Annotated in this window: 15 protein-coding genes and 1 tRNA gene; 4 read left to right on the top strand and 12 right to left on the bottom strand. The window is 62.2% G+C overall.

Going from position 1 to position 17,914, the window contains the following annotated elements; all coding sequences use genetic code 11:
- Positions 1-3: 3 nt before the first annotated feature.
- The 5 genes from cysW to dibA form a co-directional block, all read right to left on the bottom strand.
- Entirely contained in the window at positions 4-876 is an 873-nt protein-coding gene (gene cysW / locus BMW74_RS21045) for a sulfate ABC transporter permease subunit CysW (protein ID WP_093426070.1), read from the bottom strand.
- A gap of 12 nt (positions 877-888) precedes the next feature.
- Positions 889-1,707, bottom strand: a complete 819-nt coding sequence (gene cysT / locus BMW74_RS21040) for a sulfate ABC transporter permease subunit CysT (protein ID WP_093426069.1) — start codon at positions 1,705-1,707, stop codon at positions 889-891.
- A 176-nt stretch (positions 1,708-1,883) separates the two neighbouring features.
- Positions 1,884-2,897, bottom strand: a complete 1,014-nt coding sequence (locus BMW74_RS21035; protein WP_093426068.1) for a sulfate ABC transporter substrate-binding protein — start codon at positions 2,895-2,897, stop codon at positions 1,884-1,886.
- 67 nt (positions 2,898-2,964) lie between these two features.
- Complete coding sequence (gene oscA / locus BMW74_RS21030) at positions 2,965-3,147, bottom strand: sulfur starvation response protein OscA (RefSeq protein ID WP_093426067.1); 183 nt, start codon at positions 3,145-3,147, stop codon at positions 2,965-2,967.
- 249 nt (positions 3,148-3,396) lie between these two features.
- Positions 3,397-5,325 (bottom strand): phosphodiesterase DibA, encoded by a 1,929-nt coding sequence (gene dibA / locus BMW74_RS21025; protein WP_093426066.1) that lies wholly within the window; start codon positions 5,323-5,325, stop codon positions 3,397-3,399.
- A 144-nt stretch (positions 5,326-5,469) separates the two neighbouring features.
- Between dibA and desA the strand changes: the two genes are divergently transcribed.
- Positions 5,470-6,648 (top strand): delta-9 fatty acid desaturase DesA, encoded by a 1,179-nt coding sequence (gene desA, locus BMW74_RS21020; protein WP_093426065.1) that lies wholly within the window; start codon positions 5,470-5,472, stop codon positions 6,646-6,648.
- Between the two features lie 406 nt (positions 6,649-7,054).
- Here the strand turns inward: desA and BMW74_RS21015 are convergent, their stop codons facing one another.
- The 3 genes from BMW74_RS21015 to gabD all read right to left on the bottom strand — a co-directional run bounded on the left by BMW74_RS21015 (position 7,055) and on the right by gabD (position 11,308).
- The gene (locus tag BMW74_RS21015) at positions 7,055-8,269 is read right to left on the bottom strand and encodes an HDOD domain-containing protein (protein ID WP_093426064.1); all 1,215 of its coding nucleotides are present in this window, start codon (positions 8,267-8,269) and stop codon (positions 7,055-7,057) included.
- Between the two features lie 136 nt (positions 8,270-8,405).
- Positions 8,406-9,683 carry a 4-aminobutyrate--2-oxoglutarate transaminase gene (gabT, locus tag BMW74_RS21010; RefSeq protein ID WP_093426063.1) on the bottom strand — a complete coding sequence of 426 codons (1,278 nt, stop codon included), beginning with the start codon at positions 9,681-9,683 and terminating at the stop codon, positions 8,406-8,408.
- 182 nt (positions 9,684-9,865) lie between these two features.
- Entirely contained in the window at positions 9,866-11,308 is a 1,443-nt protein-coding gene (gene gabD / locus BMW74_RS21005; protein WP_093426062.1) for an NADP-dependent succinate-semialdehyde dehydrogenase, read from the bottom strand.
- A gap of 347 nt (positions 11,309-11,655) precedes the next feature.
- On the opposite strand from gabD, the gene BMW74_RS21000 reads away from it, so the two are divergent.
- The 3 genes from BMW74_RS21000 (at position 11,656) to BMW74_RS20990 (ending at position 13,778) form a co-directional block, all read left to right on the top strand.
- Positions 11,656-11,732: transfer RNA gene (locus BMW74_RS21000), tRNA-Arg, on the top strand.
- Positions 11,733-11,958: 226 nt separating this feature from the next.
- Complete coding sequence (locus BMW74_RS20995; RefSeq protein ID WP_093426061.1) at positions 11,959-13,020, top strand: acyltransferase family protein; 1,062 nt, start codon at positions 11,959-11,961, stop codon at positions 13,018-13,020.
- Positions 13,021-13,172: 152 nt separating this feature from the next.
- Positions 13,173-13,778, top strand: a complete 606-nt coding sequence (locus BMW74_RS20990) for a transglycosylase SLT domain-containing protein (protein WP_093426060.1) — start codon at positions 13,173-13,175, stop codon at positions 13,776-13,778.
- Positions 13,779-13,780: 2 nt separating this feature from the next.
- On the opposite strand, the gene BMW74_RS25280 is transcribed toward BMW74_RS20990, so the two are convergent.
- From BMW74_RS25280 to pgaB, 4 genes are all read right to left on the bottom strand, one after another.
- On the bottom strand, positions 13,781-13,954 hold the full coding sequence (locus BMW74_RS25280) for a hypothetical protein (RefSeq protein ID WP_175479274.1): 174 nt from the start codon (positions 13,952-13,954) through the stop codon (positions 13,781-13,783).
- A gap of 119 nt (positions 13,955-14,073) precedes the next feature.
- On the bottom strand, positions 14,074-14,547 hold the full coding sequence (gene pgaD, locus BMW74_RS20985; RefSeq protein WP_093426059.1) for a poly-beta-1,6-N-acetyl-D-glucosamine biosynthesis protein PgaD: 474 nt from the start codon (positions 14,545-14,547) through the stop codon (positions 14,074-14,076).
- Positions 14,544-15,911 (bottom strand): poly-beta-1,6-N-acetyl-D-glucosamine synthase, encoded by a 1,368-nt coding sequence (gene pgaC, locus BMW74_RS20980; RefSeq protein WP_093426058.1) that lies wholly within the window; start codon positions 15,909-15,911, stop codon positions 14,544-14,546. The genes pgaD and pgaC overlap by 4 nt, the downstream gene beginning before the upstream one ends.
- A 1-nt stretch (position 15,912) precedes the next feature.
- The gene (pgaB, locus tag BMW74_RS20975) at positions 15,913-17,910 is read right to left on the bottom strand and encodes a poly-beta-1,6-N-acetyl-D-glucosamine N-deacetylase PgaB (protein WP_093426057.1); all 1,998 of its coding nucleotides are present in this window, start codon (positions 17,908-17,910) and stop codon (positions 15,913-15,915) included.
- Between the last annotated feature and the right edge of the window lie 4 nt (positions 17,911-17,914).

The raw sequence follows: 17,914 nt of genomic DNA, 5'->3' as shown, positions 1-17,914 counted from the left end.
GAGTTATTCCTCCGCGGCGCTGGCGCGCAGGCGGTTAATACGGGATTCGCTCCACTGCTTGAGCAGCAGGATGAAGAGCGCCAGGATCAGCAACAGGCTCGCCACAGCGAACGCGGCCACGTGGTTGTATTCGTTGTAGAGGATCTCGACGTGCAGCGGCAAGGTGTTGGTCACCCCGCGAATGTGCCCGGAGACCACCGACACCGCACCGAACTCGCCCATCGCCCGCGCGGTACACAGCACCACGCCGTAGATCAGGCCCCATTTGATGTTGGGGACGGTCACGTGCCAGAACATTTGCCAGCCGTTGGCGCCCAGCAGACGCGCGGCCTCTTCCTCTTGCGTGCCCTGCTCCTGCATCAGCGGGATCAGCTCGCGGGCCACGAACGGCACGGTGACAAAAATCGTCGCCAGCACGATACCCGGCAAGGCGAAGACGATCTGAATGTCGTGATCCTGCAACCACGGGCCGAAAAGGCCCTGGGCGCCGAACATCAACACGTAGACCAGGCCCGCGATCACCGGCGACACCGAGAACGGCAAGTCGATCAGGGTCACCAGCATGCTCTTGCCACGAAACGAGTACTTGCTCACGCACCAGGCGGCGCTGACGCCGAACACCAGGTTCAACGGCACCGAGATCAACACGGCGATCACCGTGAGCTTGAGGGCCGACAGCGCATCGGGTTCGAAGATCGCGGCGAAGAATGCACCGAGGCCGAGCTTCAATCCCTGGGAGACCACGATGAACAGTGGCAACAACAGGAACAGCGCAAAGATCAGCCAGCCGAGGCCGATCAGGACACGGCGCGAAACGGCGCTGCCACGGCGAGCCGCGTTGGCCGACGACGCGGCGCTAATAGACGATTGGGACATGTTCGCGCCTCCTTATGGGGTTTCGATGCGCCGCTGCAACAAGTTGATCAGCAGCAACAGGACAAAGGAAACCACCAGCATCAACACGCCAATGGAAGTAGCACCGGTGTAATCGTACTGGTCGAGCTTGACCATGATCAGCAGCGGCAGGATTTCGGTCTTCATCGGCATGTTGCCGGCAATGAAAATCACCGAGCCGTACTCACCGACCCCGCGGGCAAACGCCAGGGCAAACCCCGTCAGCCAGGCGGGCAGCAAGGCCGGCACCAGGATGTGGCGGAACACTTGCAGCGGCTTGGCCCCCAGGCAGGCAGCGGCCTCTTCCACCTCACGCGGGATATCGGCCAATACTGGCTGTACTGTACGTACCACGAATGGAAGTGTCACAAAAGTCAGGGCGAGGGTGATGCCCAGGGGGGTGTAGGCGATCTTGAAACCCAGGTCCGTTGCAAACTGACCCACCAAGCCGGTGGGCGCGTACAGCGCTGTCAGCGCGATACCGGCCACGGCCGTGGGCAATGCGAACGGCAGGTCGATCATCGCGTCGATCACTTTGCGTCCAGGGAAGGTATAGCGCACTAATACCCACGCCAGGAGCGTACCGATGATGCCGTTGATAATCGCCGCGAACAGCGCGGTACCAAAACTGAGCTTCAACGCGGCCCACACCCGTGGGGCCGAGATGATTGCCCAGAACTGATCCCAGGTGAGTTGGGAGGCGTGCACGAACATCGCCGCCAGGGGTATGAGCACAATCAAGCTGAGGTACACCAAGGTGTAGCCCAGCGTCAGCCCGAAGCCGGGTATGACAGGGGAGATACGACGAGACATAAAAGTCCTTGGTCAAAGAGAACATTCAGCTAAACGCATTCATGTGGGAGCGGGCTTGCTCGCGAAGTGGCCGGCACACTCAACATCCCAGTTGACTGACACGACGCCTTCGCGAGCAAGCCCGCTCCCACATGTTACGAGCCCGGCATCAGGCACGCGGCGTGGCTTGGATCAGATTACTGCGCCTGATAGATCTGGTCGAACACACCACCATCGTTGAAGAACTTCGGCTGCGCGGTTTTCCAGCCGCCAAAGTCCTTGTCGATGGTCACCAGCTCCAGGGTCGGGAACTGCTTGGCGTACTTGGCCGCCACCTCCTTGTCACGCGGGCGGTAGAAGTTTTTCGCCGCAATCTCCTGGCCGGCCGGGCTGTACAGGTGATTGAGGTAGGCCTCGGCGATCTGCTCGTTGCCCTTCTTCTCGGCATTCTTGTCGACCACGGCCACCGGTGGCTCGGCGAGGATCGACAGCGAAGGCACGACGATGTCGAACTTCTCGGCGCCGCCCTCTTCTTTCAGGGCCAGGAACGCTTCGTTTTCCCAGGCCAGCAACACGTCGCCCTGACCGTTGTTGACGAAGGTAATGGTCGAGCCGCGGGCGCCGGTGTCCAGGATCGGCACGTGCTTGAACAGGGTTTGTACGTACTGCTTGGCCTTGGCTTCGTCACCGCCGTTGGCTTTGAGGCCATAGGCCCAGGCCGCGAGGAAGTTCCAGCGCGCACCGCCCGAGGTTTTCGGGTTCGGCGTGATCACCGACACGTCGTTCTTGACCAGGTCGCCCCAGTCCTTGATGCCTTTAGGGTTGCCCTTGCGCACCAGGAACACGATGGTCGAGGTGTACGGGGTGCTCGCATCCGGCAGACGTTTCTGCCAGTCCACCGGCAGGGTCTTGCCCAGCTTGGCGATTTCATCGATATCACCGGCCAGGGCCAGGGTCACCACGTCGGCCCGCAGGCCATCGATCACGGCGCGCCCTTGCTTGCCCGAGCCACCATGGGACTGCTGGATCTTCACCGTGTCGCCGGCGTGCTCTGTCTTCCAGTAGCTGATGAATTCCGCGTTGTAGTCCTGGTACAGCTCACGGGTCGGGTCGTACGACACGTTGAGCAGCTCATAGTCCTTGGCAACCGCGGAACCGGCAAAAACGGCGCTGGCCAGGGCGGCCAAAGCGTAACGGCGAATAGACGGCATGGTGAAGCTCCTGAAATTTTGGCTGTTCTTATGGATTTCTGGAATCGGGTTGGCGCCGGTGTCGACTTCAGCTCGGCTTGTGAGCAGGGCTCTGCAAGCGGAATTTTTCCTTGCGCTCGATCTGCACCACCTGGGCGTTGTGCACGGTGATCTCTACCGCGCCAAAGCGCAGGTCACGCAGGGCACTTTGGATTTCACGCAGGATGGTTGCTTCGTCCTGGCCATCGACGCTACGTAGAGATGCGCTCATGTTGCTGCTCCTGAAATGAGGTGCGCCCCGGCAGTGGCGGCACTGCGTGTGGCGTAGGAGCAATACTAGAGACGCGGAGATATTCTTAAAAAGACTATTTAAGAATGTTTATATAACTGAAAAGAAGTTTTCGCCGGTGCAGCTCTTCCGTGGGAGCGAGCCTGCTCGCGAAGACGGCAGCGACGTCAACATCAATGTTGACTGACCTACCCTTATCGCGAGCAGGCTCGCTCCCACAGCGGCTATGCGCTACTGACCCACGGCAATCGCCGGCGCCCGCGCCCAGTCGATGTGTTCCGCCGGCACCGGGCGGCCGAACCAGTAGCCCTGACCCAGGTCGCAGGCGTGTTCCAGCAGGAAGACCGCTTGCTCGACCTGCTCGATGCCTTCGGCGTGAACCTGCATGCCCATGCTTTGCGCCAGCGCGATGATCGCCCGGACGATCGCCGCGTCATCGTCATCCCCAGGCAGGCCCGCGACAAAGCCCTGGTCGATCTTGAGTTTCTGCACTGGCAGGCGCTTGAGCCGCAGCAACGACGAGTAGCCGGTGCCGAAATCATCGATGGCCAACCGCACCCCCAGCTCGCGCAAGCGGTGCATTTGCTCCAGGGCGACTTCCGGATCGCCCATCACCGTGCTTTCAATCACCTCCAGCTCAAGGTAGGCAGGATCGAGCCCGGTGTCGTGCAGCACACAGGCGACCTGCTCATACAGCTCTCGCCGGGCAAACAAGCGTGCCGAGACGTTCACCGCCATGAACGACAAGGCCACCCCGGCCCGCTGCCAGGCGCACATCTGTTCACAAGCCTGGCGCATCACCCACCCATCGATTTCAGTGATCAGCCCGGTGCGCTCGGCAATCGGAATAAAGTCGCCCGGCGGCACCAACCCTCGCTGCGGATGCTGCCAGCGCACCAAGGCCTCAACACCAACCAGGCGGCGGGTCTTGAGGTCGTGGACCGGCTGGTAATAGACCCGCAGCTCCTGCTCGTCGAGGGCGCGGCGCAGTTCAAAGGTGATTTCGACCCGCTGCTGCGCATGGGCCGTCAGCTCTTCGGTGTACAGAGCATAGCTGTCGCGTCCCGAACTCTTGGCCTTGAACAGCGCCGAGTCGGCATTGCGCAGCAGTTGCTCGTCAGTGAGCGCATCACTGGGGAACAAACTGATGCCGACACTGGCGTTGATGAACAATTGATGGACATCGATTGGATACGCCTCTTTCAGGCCGCTGATGATCTGTTGCGCCAGCGCGGCGGCTTGTGCCGGCTGCGGGCAACGTTCGATCAGCACCACAAACTCATCACCGCCAAAGCGCGCCAGGGTAATCCCGGGACCGAGCATCCCCTGCAGTCGCTCTGCCACGGCCTTGAGCAACTGATCACCGACGTTGTGCCCCAGGCTGTCGTTGATCATCTTGAAATGGTCCAGGTCGATCATCAGCAACGCACAACCGCACTTGTGTGCCTGGGCCGAGGCCAACGCCTGCTCGACCCGGTCGCTGAACAACAAGCGGTTGGGCAAGTCGGTCAATGGGTCGTGGTGGGCCAGGTGCTTAAGTTCGTGCTCGGAGTCCTTGATCGCGCTGATATCGGAAAACACCGCCACATAGTGGGTCAGGTGACCGCCGTCGTCGCGAATCGCGCGGATGGTCTGCCATTGCGGATAGATCTCACCGCTTTTGCGTCGGTTCCAGATCTCGCCGCTCCAATCGCCCGAGCGGTCCAGGGTTTGAAACATCTCCCGATAGAAGTCGGGCGCGTGCTGGCCTGACTTGAACAGACTGGGGCGCTGGCCCAGCACCTCTTCAGCCGCGTAGCCGGTGATCTCCATGAACGCGCGATTGACGTGCACGATCAGCCCGCGGCGATCGGTCACCAACACCCCTTCGTGCGTGCAATCGAACACCGCCTGCGCCTGGCGTAATTGTGCCCGGTAGGCCTCGCGGCGAAGGGACTTGCCGCCAATCCCCAGCAAACCCGGCAACCGGCGACGGGCCACCACGATCAACCCGGCACTGAGCAGCCCCCAGGCATAGCCGCTGATCAGTTGCCAGCGCAGTAGTTCCGTCGTTTTATCGAAAAAACTGTTCAGTAAATAACCAGTAAGTCCCAGCCAGGCGATGAAAAGCACCAGATAAAGCAGCGCTACACGTAAAGCATCGCGGTAAGAGGCAGCCATTCGGCAGTCCATGTCCCTGAAAAGCTTAGGATTATAATGTAAAGACACATATCGCCACTCTTATCTGAAAGGGCGACTGGTTTTATCTGTGACCTGAGTGATAATGCGCCAGCTATTTTTTCTTTATCGAGGGCCCTACAGGCTATGTGGTACGAAGGTTTACTCGGCTTGTCGGCCTGGCAACTGGTGGCAGTCACCCTGCTAATGACCCACATCACCATCGTGGGTGTCACGGTTTATCTGCATCGTTATTCGGCCCACCGCTCCCTTGAGCTGAATGCCGGCCTGAAACACTTTTTCCGCTTCTGGCTGTGGCTGACCACGGCCCAGAACACCCGCGAGTGGACCGCCATCCACCGCAAGCACCACGCCAAGTGCGAAACCGTCGACGACCCTCACAGTCCTGTGATTAAAGGGCTGTCCACGGTATTACGCAAAGGTGCGGAGCTGTATCGCAGCGAGGCCGAGAATCCCGAGACCCTGCGCATCTACGGCAAGAACTGCCCCGAAGACTGGATCGAACGCAATCTGTACAGCCGCTACCCGCTGCTGGGCGTGGCGATCATGGGCGTGATCGACGTGCTGCTGTTCGGCACCATCGGCATCACCATCTGGGCGATCCAGATGATGTGGATCCCGTTCTGGGCCGCTGGCGTGATCAATGGCCTGGGCCACGCCGTCGGCTATCGCAACTTCGAATGCCGCGACGCGGCGACCAACCTGGTGCCGTGGGGCATCCTGATTGGCGGCGAAGAACTGCACAACAACCACCACACCTACCCCAACTCGGCCAAGCTCTCGGTGAAAAAGTGGGAGTTCGACCTCGGCTGGGCCTGGATCCAGGTCTTCAGCTCCCTGCGCCTGGCCAAGGTCCAGCGTGTCGCGCCTATCGCCCACCGGGTCGAAGGCAAGGGCAGCCTGGACATGGACACCGCGATGGCGATCCTCAACAACCGCTTCCAGATCATGGCCCAGTACCGCAAGCTGGTGATCGGCCCGCTGGTCAAGCAGGAGCTGGAGCGGGTCGACCACTCGGTGCGCCACCAATTCCATCGTGCCAAGCGCCTGCTCTCGCGGGAAACCAGCCTGCTGGATGACAAGCACCACGTGCGCATCCAGACCATGCTCGAACACAGCCAGGCGCTGAAGGTCATCTACGAGAAACGCCTGGCCCTGCAGCAGATCTGGCTCAAGACCAGCACCAACGGTCACGACATGCTGGCAGCGATCAAGGACTGGGTGCATGAAGCCGAAGCCAGCGGGATTCAATCGCTGCGCGACTTCGCCCACCAGTTGAAGACCTACTCGCTGCGTCCGGCGTAACGCCAGACATGAAACCCTGATGTGGGAGCGCAATACTGCTCACTTAAGGGCCACACGATAGTGACGAAACAGCCGGTGGCGAGCGAGCTTGCTCGCCACCGGCTGTTTGAATGTCGACTGTAGGAGCGAGGCTTGCCCGCGAAGGGGCCCACACAGCCAACCGCTTCATCGACTGAACGGCCATCTTCGCGGGCAAGCCTTAATGCCAGTCAGTTAAGCGAAACCCACGTGGGAGCGAGCCTGCTCGCGATAGCAGTAGGTCAGTCAACGGAGATGTTGGCTGTGTTGCCGTCTTCGCGAGCAGGCTCGCTCCCACAGGTTTGGCGCCTTAACTGACTGGCATTAGGGCAAGCCTCGCGCCTACAGGGAATCAGGCTGGACACATAAGGTGTGTTCAAGCTCGGGCTCAGGCCTTGCGCAGCCGTATCAACTCCGGCAGGCCGATCTTGAGCAGGCGCGCCGTTCGGCTCTTGGCCAGCTCTTCAACGCCCTCATGCTCGGTCAGGCGCGCCAGTTGCGCGGCCATGTTCATCACCAGCGCCTCACGGGAGTAAACCCCACCTCCGAGGTGATAGACCGCCGCAATCAGCTCCCGCAGCTCCAACGGCAGCCGCCAGCGGGTGCGCAATGCCGAACCGTAGGCCGCGCCGAACCGGGCCAGTGCCTCGCCCACTTCCTCCCGCTCTTCCAGCTCACCACCGGCCTGCTTCCACTCCTGCAGGCAACGCAGCAGCGCCAGGTCCCCCAGGCAATGAAGCATGCCGGCGCAGTAGCAGCGCTCATGATCCAGGTCGAGCAGACGCGCCAACGTGCGCGCGTACTCGGCGGTATGCAGTGACAAGCCCCAGTAGCGCTCGGCGTAGTCCGCCAGGCACGGGTCATTCAGCTTCGCGCAACGCTTGAGGGCCAGGCCCAGGATCAGGTTCATGCTCTGTCCGGTGCCCAGGCGTTGCAGGGCCTGCGTCAGGGTCTGCACCGAAGCGCCATGATGGTGCGCCGCGCTGTTGGCCGCGGCGATCAGCACGGCGGTGATCTGCGGATCCGTGCGCACTTCGTCTTCCAGGCGCTTGAGGTCCAGGCCATTGGGATTGAGGCTGCGTTTGACCGCTTGCTGCACGTCGGCGAGCAGCGGAGCACCGTCAGCCAGCTCCCGACGACTTTCGAGAAACGTCGCCAAGGTCATGTCCGGCACCAGGGTCGGCACCTCGCAGGCGATGGTCTGGCCGGCATTGAGCAGCAAGTCTTGCAGGCGCTGGGTCAGGCCATCCATGTTCAGCGGCTTGGTCAGGTAGGCCGTGGGCGCCAGCGGCACCGCCTCGCGCACGCTGGCGCTGTCATTGCGGTTGCTCATCAGGATGAACGGCAGCACCGGGTTGCGCCGGCGCTGGCGCACGCTACGCAACAGGCTCAGGCCATCGATACCGGGCAACTCCCAATCGGCAATCACCAGGTCATAGGGGTGTTCACTCAACAGCTGCAAGGCATGCTGGCCGTCGGCGCACAGGTCCAGCCGGGCGTCGCAGCGCACGGTCAACAGCACCTGCTTGAGCAGGTCGCGGGACCAGGGGTCGGCCTCGGCGATCAGCACTCGCGGTACGGCAGGTAATTCAACAGCGGTCATCAGTACACTCCGAGGCAATGCTTGCACCTTAGACAATGATGGCCAGTCGATACAGGCGAAAACCCGTCGATGTGTTTCAAGGGCCCAAAAAAACCCGCCGAAGCGGGTTTTTTGTGGATCAGGTCACACCGGGCAATCAGAGTTCCGAGAAGCACTCTTCGATGATCGCCAGGCCCTTGTCCAGTTGCTCGTCCGGCGAGGTCAGCGGTACCAGGACGCGCAGAACGTTGCCGTAGGTGCCGCAGGACAGCAGGATCAGGCCCTTGTCACGCGCCTTGGCCACAACGGCTGCCACAGCGGCCGCGTTCGGCTTGTGGGTGTCGCCGTTGTCGAACAGCTCGATCGCGATCATTGCGCCCAGGGCACGGACGTCGCCGATCACCGGGTACTTGGCCTGGATCGCCTTGAGGCCAGTGACCAGACGCTCGCCGACAGCCTTGCAGCGGTCCAGCAGGTGCTCTTCTTCGAACACTTCCATCACGGCCAGGGCCGCGGCGCAAGCGATCGGGCTACCGGCGTAGGTGCCGCCCAGGCCGCCTGGCGCGATAGCGTCCATATACTCGGCCTTGCCGCACACACCGGCCAGCGGGAAACCGCCTGCGATGGATTTGGCGAAGGTGGTCAGGTCGGCAGAAACGCCCATCTGTTCCATGGCGAAGAAGGTGCCGGTACGGCCAGCGCCGGTTTGTACTTCGTCGGCGATCAGCAGGATGCCGTGCTGGTCGCACAGGGCACGCAGGCGCTTCATGAACTCTTTAGGCGCGACGTAGAAACCGCCTTCGCCCTGGACCGGCTCGATGATGATCGCGGCGATGTCACGCGGCTCGGCGTCATTCTTGAAGATGCGCTCGATGCTGGCGATCGAATCGTCGACGCTCACACCGTGCAGCTCGTTCGGGTACAGCGCGCGGAAGATGCCGCCTGGCATCAGGCCCATGCCGGCCGAGTAAGGCACGACTTTACCGGTCAGGCCCAGGGTCATCATGGTGCGACCGTGGTAAGCGCCGGTGAAGGCGATCACGCCAGCGCGGCCAGTGGCGGCACGGGCGATCTTCACGGCGTTTTCAACGGCTTCGGAACCGGTGGTGACCAGCAGGGTTTTCTTGGCGAAGTCGCCAGGCACCTTGGCGTTCACTTTTTCGCACAGTTCAACGTACGGTTCGTAGGCCAGTACCTGGAAGCAGGTGTGCGTCAGCTTGTTCAACTGCTCGGTCACGGCCGCGATGATTTTCGGGTGCAGGTGACCGGTGTTCAGCACGGCGATACCGCCGGCGAAGTCGATGAACTCGCGACCTTCAACGTCGGTCACGGTGGAGTTCTTCGCGGACTCGGCGAAGATCGGGTGAATCTGGCCAACACCGCGTGGTACAGCGGCTTCGCGGCGTTTCATCAAAGAAGCGTTAGTCTTGCTCATAGTGTCCTCTGTCGCCGCTCATCGGGCGGCGTGGTTCAAGGATTAGGCGGCGGGGAGGCAACTACGACAGCATACGATGATCGACTGCCACAGCTTTCCCAGCCACAGATAACAATCTGTTGAAACACGCAAAGGGTCAGCGCTCTCGTGCCCTTTGCGTTTGAAGCAATGCCTTGCCGGACTTAGATGCCCAGGCAGAGGTATTTGATTTCCAGGTAATCTTCGATGCCGTACTTGGAGCCTTCACGGCCCAGGCCCGAGGCCTTGATGCCGCCGAACGGCGCGACTTCGTTGGAGATCAACCCGGTGTTGACGCCGACCATACCGTATTCCAGGGCTTCGGCCACACGGAACACACGGCCCAGGTCACGGGCATAGAAGTACGAGGCCAGGCCGAACTCGGTGTCGTTGGACATCGCGATCACTTCGGCTTCGTCTTTGAAGCGGAACAGCGGCGCCAATGGGCCGAAGGTTTCTTCCTTGGCCACTGCCGCGTTTTTCGGCACGTTGGTCAGGATGGTCGGTTCAAAGAAGTTGCCTTCCATGACCTTGCCACCGGCCAGCAGGGTCGCGCCTTTGCTCAGGGCATCGGCAATGTGTTCCTGGACCTTGGCCACAGCTTTGCCGTCGATCAGCGGACCGGTGGTAGTGCCTTCGTCCAGACCGTTGCCGATTTTGAGCTTGGCCACCGCCGCCGCGAGTTTTTCGGCGAACGCGTCGTAGACCGAGTCCTGGATGTACAGGCGGTTGGCGCAGACGCAGGTCTGGCCGTTGTTGCGGTACTTGGAGATGATCGCGCCTTCGACGGCCTTATCCAGGTCAGCGTCGTCGAACACGATGAACGGTGCGTTACCGCCCAGTTCCAGGGACACTTTCTTGATGTCCTTGGCGCATTCGGCCATCAACTGGCGACCGATTTCGGTCGAGCCGGTGAACGACAGCTTGCGCACGATCGGGTTGCTGGTCAGCTCGCTGCCGATGTCGCCGGCGCTGCCGGACACCACGCTGAACACACCAGCAGGAATGCCGGCACGCTGGGCCAGCTCAGCCAGGGCGAACGCGGAGAACGGAGTTTGCGAAGCCGGCTTGAGGACCATGGTGCAACCGGCAGCCAGGGCTGGGCCGGCTTTACGGGTGATCATCGCGGCCGGGAAGTTCCACGGGGTGATAGCCGCGGTCACGCCAATCGGCTGCTTGATCACGATCAGGCGCTTGTCTGGCTGGTGGCCCGGGATCACGTCACCGTAGACGCGCTTGGCCTCTTCGGCGAACCACTCGATAAAGGAAGCGGCGTAAACGATTTCGCCCTTGGCTTCGGCCAGCGGCTTGCCTTGTTCCAGCGTCATCAGGCGGGCCAGGTCTTCCTGGTTCTCGATGATCAGCTCGAACCAGCGACGCAGCTTGTTCGCACGGTCCTTGGCGGTCAGTGCACGCCAGGCCGGCAGCGCTTTGTCAGCGGCTTCGATTGCACGGCGGGTTTCGGCAGCGCCCATTTTCGGCACGGTACCCAGGATTTCGCCCGTTGCCGGGTTGTTGACCTTGATCGTCTGACCATTGTCCGCATCAACCCAAGCGCCATCGATGTAGGCTTGCTGGCGGAACAATTGGGTGTCTTTAAGCTGCATGTCGGCTTTCCTTAACAGCACCGCACGAAGCGGAGCGAATTATGATTGTAGAAAGGCGCCCTATAGGCTGCCGTCAGGGAAATCATTCACTGGGCTGAAGCACATAAATAGCGCACTGATTGAACTCGTGCGGTTCAGCACCCAGACAAGAGCGTTTGAAATCTCAAACGAATCCTAGGTTCAAAGGGGGTAAAGGACAATAGCCTGTTCGAAAAAAAGAACGAAAAGCCCGTGTTTGCTGATTTTTTCTGATCAACGCCCCGAACACCCCGACAGTCACTGCAAAACATGAGGCGATTCAGCAGCATGGACGCCCGCAGTGCATATGAGTATCATGGCGCCCGCTTGCACCAGTAGCTCAGCTGGATAGAGTACTGCCCTCCGAAGGCAGGGGTCGTGGGTTCGAATCCCGCCTGGTGCACCATACGCAATACGACAAAGCCTCAGTCCGCAGGGACTGGGGCTTTTTTGTGGGCGCTGGAAAATGCCGGTGCCCGGTTTGACCGAACATAGCCGGTGAGCCAGGCCCCGCAGGATCTGCTTTACTCAACACTTGTCAGGGAGCATGGCCGTACCGAGGTACTCCCTTGAATGCGACACCACGGGCAGTGTCGCTTTGCTTGAGCCGGGCCGGCTCAAGGGGGTCCTGCATGTCTTTCGTCACCGAGGTTTCAGATGACCGGCTGGACAGCGTCCAGTTCCTGCGCGCCATCGCCGCGACGGCCGTGGTGATCTTCCATATCCCGCTGTTCCGTAATGGCTCCTGGGGTGTGGATATCTTCTTTGTGATCAGCGGATTCATCATGGCCCTGGTCACTGCCAAGTCGGGCCGGCACTTTTTCGCCAAGCGGGTGATTCGCGTGGTGCCGCTGTACTGGCTCGGCACCGTGGGCGTGTTCTGTGTCGCCTTGCTGCTGCCGAACCTGCTGGACAACACCACGGCCGATCTCACCGGCCTGATCAAGTCGCTGCTGTTCATTCCCTACCAGAAGGGCGAGTACGTCCAGCCGCTGCTGTTCCTGGGCTGGACCCTGAACTTCGAGATGTTCTTCTACCTGCTGTTCGCCCTCGCCATGGCCATCAGTCACCGACACCGCCTGCTGATCTGCTCGGCGGTGATTATGACGTTGGTGGTGGTGGGCCAGGTCGTGACGTTCGAGGCGGTGATCCCGGCCTTCTACACCTCGCAGATTCTCGCCGAGTTCGTCCTGGGGATGGGCTGCTACGCGGTGTATTCGCGCACCCGGGCCTGGCGCGCCGCCGACCCCTCGCGCGGGATACGTACATTCCTGGTGGTGATCGGTATCGCTTGTCTCGCCACCATGCCGTTCAGCGCCGGCCTTGAGCCGCTACTGGGGCGCGCGGGCGTCTGGGGCATTCCGGCGATGCTCGGGTTCCTGGCCATCGTCCACGGACTCTCGGGCGTAACCCTGCCCAGGGGCGTGGTGCTGATCGGCGACGCCAGCTACTCCCTGTACCTGTTCCACCCCTATGTGATGAAGGTGTTCAACAAGGTGTTCCACGTCTTCGATGCGCCGGGCATCCTCGCCTACCTGATGACGCCGCTGACCATCGGCCTGTGCTACGCGGTGGCCATCGGCATGTACCGCCTGGTGGAGTTGCCGATGACCCAATGGCTACGCGTCCGCTTCCTCGACCCGCGCCGGGTCGCCACCGCACCGGCACCGCTGCCCGTGGAGAGCAACGAGTAAGCCACGACGGCGTGAAAGCTTGGCAATCTGCGCCGTGGTTTAAGAGAATGCCCCGCATCCAACGATGCGGGGCATTTTTTTGATCGCCCAGCGGCACGCGGTGCCCCTGCCCCTTTCAACCCCTAACGATTGGCCGCCGGCCAAGTGAGTGAATTTTGCACGGACGTTTTTTACTGGTACTCCTCGCCCTGGCCCTGCTGGCCGGCTGTTCAACCGTACCGCCCAAGGACCAGAGCAACCTGTGCAACATCTACCGCCAGTACCCCGACTGGTACAAGGACTCCCAGAAGATGGAGCAAGCCTGGGGCCTGCCGCCCCACGTGGCGATGGCGATCATCAAGCAGGAGAGCAGCTTCGTGCACGACGCCCTGCCGCCACGCTATTACTTTTTGTGGGTGATCCCCTGGGGCCGGGTCAGTTCGGCGTATGGCTACGCCCAGGCGCAGGACCCGGTGTGGGGCGAATACAAGCGTGCTACCGGCAATGGCGGCTCGCGGGACAACTTCGACGACGCGATCATGTTCGTCGGCTGGTACGCCGCCGGCACCCAGCGCCAACTGGGGATTTCCAAGTGGGACACCTACAACCAGTACCTGGCCTACCACGAAGGGCGCGGAGGATTCAGCCGCCAGAGCTACCTGCAAAAGCCGTGGCTGATGCAGGTGGCGCGCAAGGTCGAGCAACAGGCCAAGGACTTTGGCTGGCAGTACCGGCAATGCCAGGCTGAGCTAGAGGACAATCGCAGTAGCTGGTGGTAGGGTCATGCGGGCGACGATGGGTCTTGCGCATCGTCGTGTTCAAGATCCTCGTCGTCATCTTCTTCATCGTCATCCAGAAGAAAATCCTTGCGCGCTTCAGTGATCGCCCGGCGCATGTCTTCACCCTTGAGCGGGCAATTGAGTAGCTGGGCGATGCGGTCGATACGTTGTGTCACAGCTGGCCTCCAACACGCCAGGAATTGCCTCGATAGTGCGCGCTTTCCACCTTCGATGCCAATTTCCTGCGCACTCGTGCGCCAGACTGCGCCTCAACCGCCGCCAACACCATGAGCTTCTAGCCCACCATAGACACCGTCGGTTGCAACGGCTGGCAGGCCGGCGGGGCAATGCGCAAGAACCCGGTGATCACCTGGCTGACATCACCCGCCTCGTTGTTGTAGATCACCATGGTCCCCAGTTGGCGCAGGCGCGCCAGGCTGTCGCCGGTGAGCTTGAAGCTCTTGCTCAAGCCTTCGTCGTCGACCACCGGGGCGGGCAAGCGGCGCCGGGCATAACGTTTGCTCTTGCGGTGCTGATAACGTGCCCAGGCGATCAGGATCACCGCGTTGAGCAGCGCCACCCACAGGTAGACATGCAGGGTGCCGAGGGCATCGAGCATGCTCGATTCAACCTTGAAGTAGCCGTTGGGCTCGATCAATGGCCAGATCCCGCGCACCAACAGGTACAGCAAGCCGACCCAGGCCAGCACGGTGAAAAAGGCGTCGACCAGCACCAGCAAAGGCCGTTGTCGGGTTCTGACGATGTTCATTTTTGCAGCTCCTCTTGCTCGATCCCTTGATCTTCATTCAGCGGCTTGATGCCGCGGTCCGGGCTGACCCAGCGCGCACGCTGCTGGTGTCGGCCAAACAGCACTTTGGGAAAGCTGACCAGGGTGGTGAGCAAGCTGATGAACCAGAACACCAGTGGGTACCAGACCACCCAGAACATGGTTTTCCACAGGCCGCGTTCGTAGCGGCGGTCGATCAGGATGCTGACCGCGAATTGCAGCAGGCAGACCATCGCCAGCAACAGCCCGGTGAAGGCCGGTGGCAGCAAGTGATTCACCGCGATGGCGGCGGGCATGTCGACGAACTTGCCCATCGCCCAGAACACCACCGACAGCAGGAAGGTGAAGGCCCAGCCCGTGGACAGGCAGTATTCGAACAGCAGTGGCCAGAGATAGCGGTGGCGGTACTGCCAGATGCCGCGAATGTTCTTGAGCAGCACCTCGGCGCCGCCCTGGGCCCAGCGCAAACGCTGTTTCCACAGTCCGCCCAGGGTTTCAGGCATGAGGATCCAGCACAGCGCGCGCGGCTCGTAGAAGATGCTCCAGTGGTCCAGTTGCAGTTTCCAACTGATGTCGATGTCTTCGGTGATCATGTCCGGGCTCCAGTAGCCCACCCGGTCCAACGCGGTACGCCGGAACGCGACAATCACCCCGGACACGGTAAACACCCGGCCGAACACCCGTTGCGTGCGCTTGATCAGCCCGATGATCGAGGAGAACTCCCCGACCTGCACCCGCCCGATCAGCGTCGAGCGCGTGCGGATCCGTGGGTTGCCGGTGACCGCGCCCAACCGGGCGTTGTCCAGCATCGGCGCCACCAGGTAGGCCGCCGTATTCGGCGCCAGCAAGGCATCGCCATCGATGCACACCAGGTACTCGCTGCGCGCGGCAATGGCGCCCATGCGCAGGGCGACGGCCTTGCCCTGGTTCTGTGCCAGGTGCAGCACCCGCAGGCGCGGGTCCGTCGCAGCCAGGGCATCGAGCACCTGGCCGGTGTTGTCCTTGGAGCCGTCGTTGATCGCGATCACTTCGATGTTCGGGTAGTGCTGGGCGAGCGCCGCGTGAATGGTCTCGGCCGCGTTGTCGCCCTCGTTGTAGCAAGGGATCAGGATCGAGATCAGCGGCTCGCCGGCCAGGGCCGGGGGCAGCGTGTCCCGGGTCCATGGCCAGTGCCGCTCCCAGTGCAGCCAGAAGTACAGGCCGCCGGCGATCCACAGGCCGGACATGAACAGCGGGTAGAAGAACACGAAGTCCATCAGGAATTCGCCGGTGATCAGGAAGATCAGCCCCAGGGGCACCCCCAGGACAATCGCCAGCACCAGCAGGGCGAGGAGTCTGTCCAGCATGTTATGGATTCCACTTGTTGGAGAGCGCAGGCCGCACGGTTTTCAGGTCCGGCTGGTTCTCGAGGAAATTGTCCGGGTAGTAGCCGAAGCTGGTCGCACCCTGGCGTTTGAGGCGGCCCATCCAGTCAGCCAGGCGCTGGCCGTCGATGTCGCCATCGGTGGTTTTCGTCCAGTCCCGGGCCTGTAGCTCGAACACCGTGCGCTGCAACGCGCCGGGGCGGGACTTGAGCGTCGCCACCAAGTCTTCGAGCCACGCCCCGGAGGCGTTGAGCGACTGGCCTTCCATCAGCGGCATAGCCATCGGTGCGGTCCAGTCGTAGGCCGCGAGGAAGTCATCGAGGTTCTGCGCAAACCACGCTTCGCTCTCGGGGTTGAGCATCGGCTCGGCAAACAGGTTGCGCGCCGTCAGCACCTGCGGCCCACGAATGGCGCGGACCTTGGCCGTCAGTTCATGGGTGAAGTCGATCAGGTAGCGGCTCTTGAAGCGCGTCCAGCGCTGCATCACCGCCGGATCCTCGCGCAGCGCGGCCATCGAGCCCGGCAGGCCGTTGGCGACATAGGCGCTCAGGGCCTGTGGGCTGGCGTCCTCGAAGTCCGACAGCAGCGCGTCATCGTGATAGAGGATGCCGTCCACCGAGGACAGGCGCGCCACGTCCTCGTAGAGCTCGCCAATGATCCGCCGCACGTTCGGGTCGAACGGCGACAGGCGCCGGTACTGCGTGGGATCGACCGCGACCTGGCCGGTGGCCGGGTCCCAGCGGGTGACCCGGGGCAGCGTCGGGTCGAGGTCAAAGGCCAGCACCGGCATCCAGGCGAAGACTTTCACATGGGCGCGAGTGCGCAGTTGCCAGGCCACGCGGTCGAAGAGATCGGCGCGCATCGGCAGGTGGCGGTTGGGGAAGTACAGCGAGCGCACCAGGCCGTCACCCTTGGGGTCGGCGAAGGCTTGCAGGAACACGGTGTTGGCGCCCATGTCGGCCATGCGCTGGATCAGCTTGCCCAGGTTGACTTCCTGCTGGGCCGGGTCGGGGTCGTAGACGTTATCGAGGTCGACGTGCACCACCCGCATCGGCGCTTCGGCCTGTGCCCCGACGATGCTGTTGGCGAAGTGTTCGCCGTCCGGGTCCGACGCCACCAGGAAGCGCGGGCTGCTCATCAGGTTGTCCAGCGTGTCCAGGCCGTCATCCAGCGTCAGGGCCAGCTCGTAGCCCTCGGCGCCGATCACCTGCAACGCGGTGCCGTCGGCCGCGCCATACGGCCAGACCCACACGCGGGGGGTGTAGCCGGTGGCCTGGCGGATTTTCTCGGAGATGGTGACCACGTCCTGGCGCAGGCGGGCCTGGAACGCGGCTTCGGACTCGTAGCGACCGGTGCTCGGCTCAAAACGGCGGGTCGCGGCAGCCGGTTGCAGGTTGCCTTGCGGGTTGGCCAGGACGCCTTTGTGGTTGGCGTCGGTATGGGCGGCGATTTCCACCAGGCCGGACCGGGCGATCTCGCTGATCTGCGGCCAGGTCAGGAACTGCGAACGCGCACGCTTCTCTCCGGCGAAGTCCACGGCCTGATTGGCCGGGGTGTCGACCCACGCCCCCACCGGCGCCAGCAAGGCGGGCCAGTGGTAGGCCCGCAGCACCGGCATCACGCGGGTATAGAAGCTGGCATAGCCATCGTCAAAACTCAGCACGATGGCCTTGGCCGGCAGCGGCGGCCCACCTTTGCGCGCGGCCATGATCTGGTCGATGGTGACCGGCTGGTAGCCGTTTTCCCGCAGCCAGGCCAGTTGCTCGATCAAGCGCTCGGTGCGTACGGCCACCACCGCCTGATCGGGGTCGCGGTCCTCGACATCGTGATAGGCAATGCCCAGCACATGATTGTTCGGCCACGGCGCCTCGCTCGCGGGCATCGGGCGCTGGGCCGGAGGCGTAAAGTCCGGGGCTTGCTGGGCGCAGGCGCCGGTCAGCAGCAGGCCCAACACAAGGATGCAACGGGAAATCAGAGGCATCTTC

Origin of the sequence: Pseudomonas sp. ok272 (assembly GCF_900109995.1) — a bacterium.
Lineage (GTDB): Bacteria > Pseudomonadota > Gammaproteobacteria > Pseudomonadales > Pseudomonadaceae > Aquipseudomonas.
Note: the sequence above shows the minus strand (reverse complement) of the source record. Positions and strands in the feature narration are given on the sequence as shown.

Coding starts and splice junctions, on each gene's coding strand:
- pgaC (WP_093426058.1), bottom strand. CDS start 15,911: ATGCTGGACAGACTCCTCGCCCTGCTGGTGCTGGCGATTGTCCTGGGG.
- BMW74_RS21035 (WP_093426068.1), bottom strand. CDS start 2,897: ATGCCGTCTATTCGCCGTTACGCTTTGGCCGCCCTGGCCAGCGCCGTT.
- BMW74_RS21015 (WP_093426064.1), bottom strand. CDS start 8,269: ATGACCGCTGTTGAATTACCTGCCGTACCGCGAGTGCTGATCGCCGAG.
- cysT (WP_093426069.1), bottom strand. CDS start 1,707: ATGTCTCGTCGTATCTCCCCTGTCATACCCGGCTTCGGGCTGACGCTG.
- gabD (WP_093426062.1), bottom strand. CDS start 11,308: ATGCAGCTTAAAGACACCCAATTGTTCCGCCAGCAAGCCTACATCGAT.
- cysW (WP_093426070.1), bottom strand. CDS start 876: ATGTCCCAATCGTCTATTAGCGCCGCGTCGTCGGCCAACGCGGCTCGC.
- BMW74_RS20995 (WP_093426061.1), top strand. CDS start 11,959: ATGTCTTTCGTCACCGAGGTTTCAGATGACCGGCTGGACAGCGTCCAG.
- dibA (WP_093426066.1), bottom strand. CDS start 5,325: ATGGCTGCCTCTTACCGCGATGCTTTACGTGTAGCGCTGCTTTATCTG.
- oscA (WP_093426067.1), bottom strand. CDS start 3,147: ATGAGCGCATCTCTACGTAGCGTCGATGGCCAGGACGAAGCAACCATC.
- pgaD (WP_093426059.1), bottom strand. CDS start 14,547: ATGAACATCGTCAGAACCCGACAACGGCCTTTGCTGGTGCTGGTCGAC.
- pgaB (WP_093426057.1), bottom strand. CDS start 17,910: ATGCCTCTGATTTCCCGTTGCATCCTTGTGTTGGGCCTGCTGCTGACC.
- gabT (WP_093426063.1), bottom strand. CDS start 9,683: ATGAGCAAGACTAACGCTTCTTTGATGAAACGCCGCGAAGCCGCTGTA.
- desA (WP_093426065.1), top strand. CDS start 5,470: ATGTGGTACGAAGGTTTACTCGGCTTGTCGGCCTGGCAACTGGTGGCA.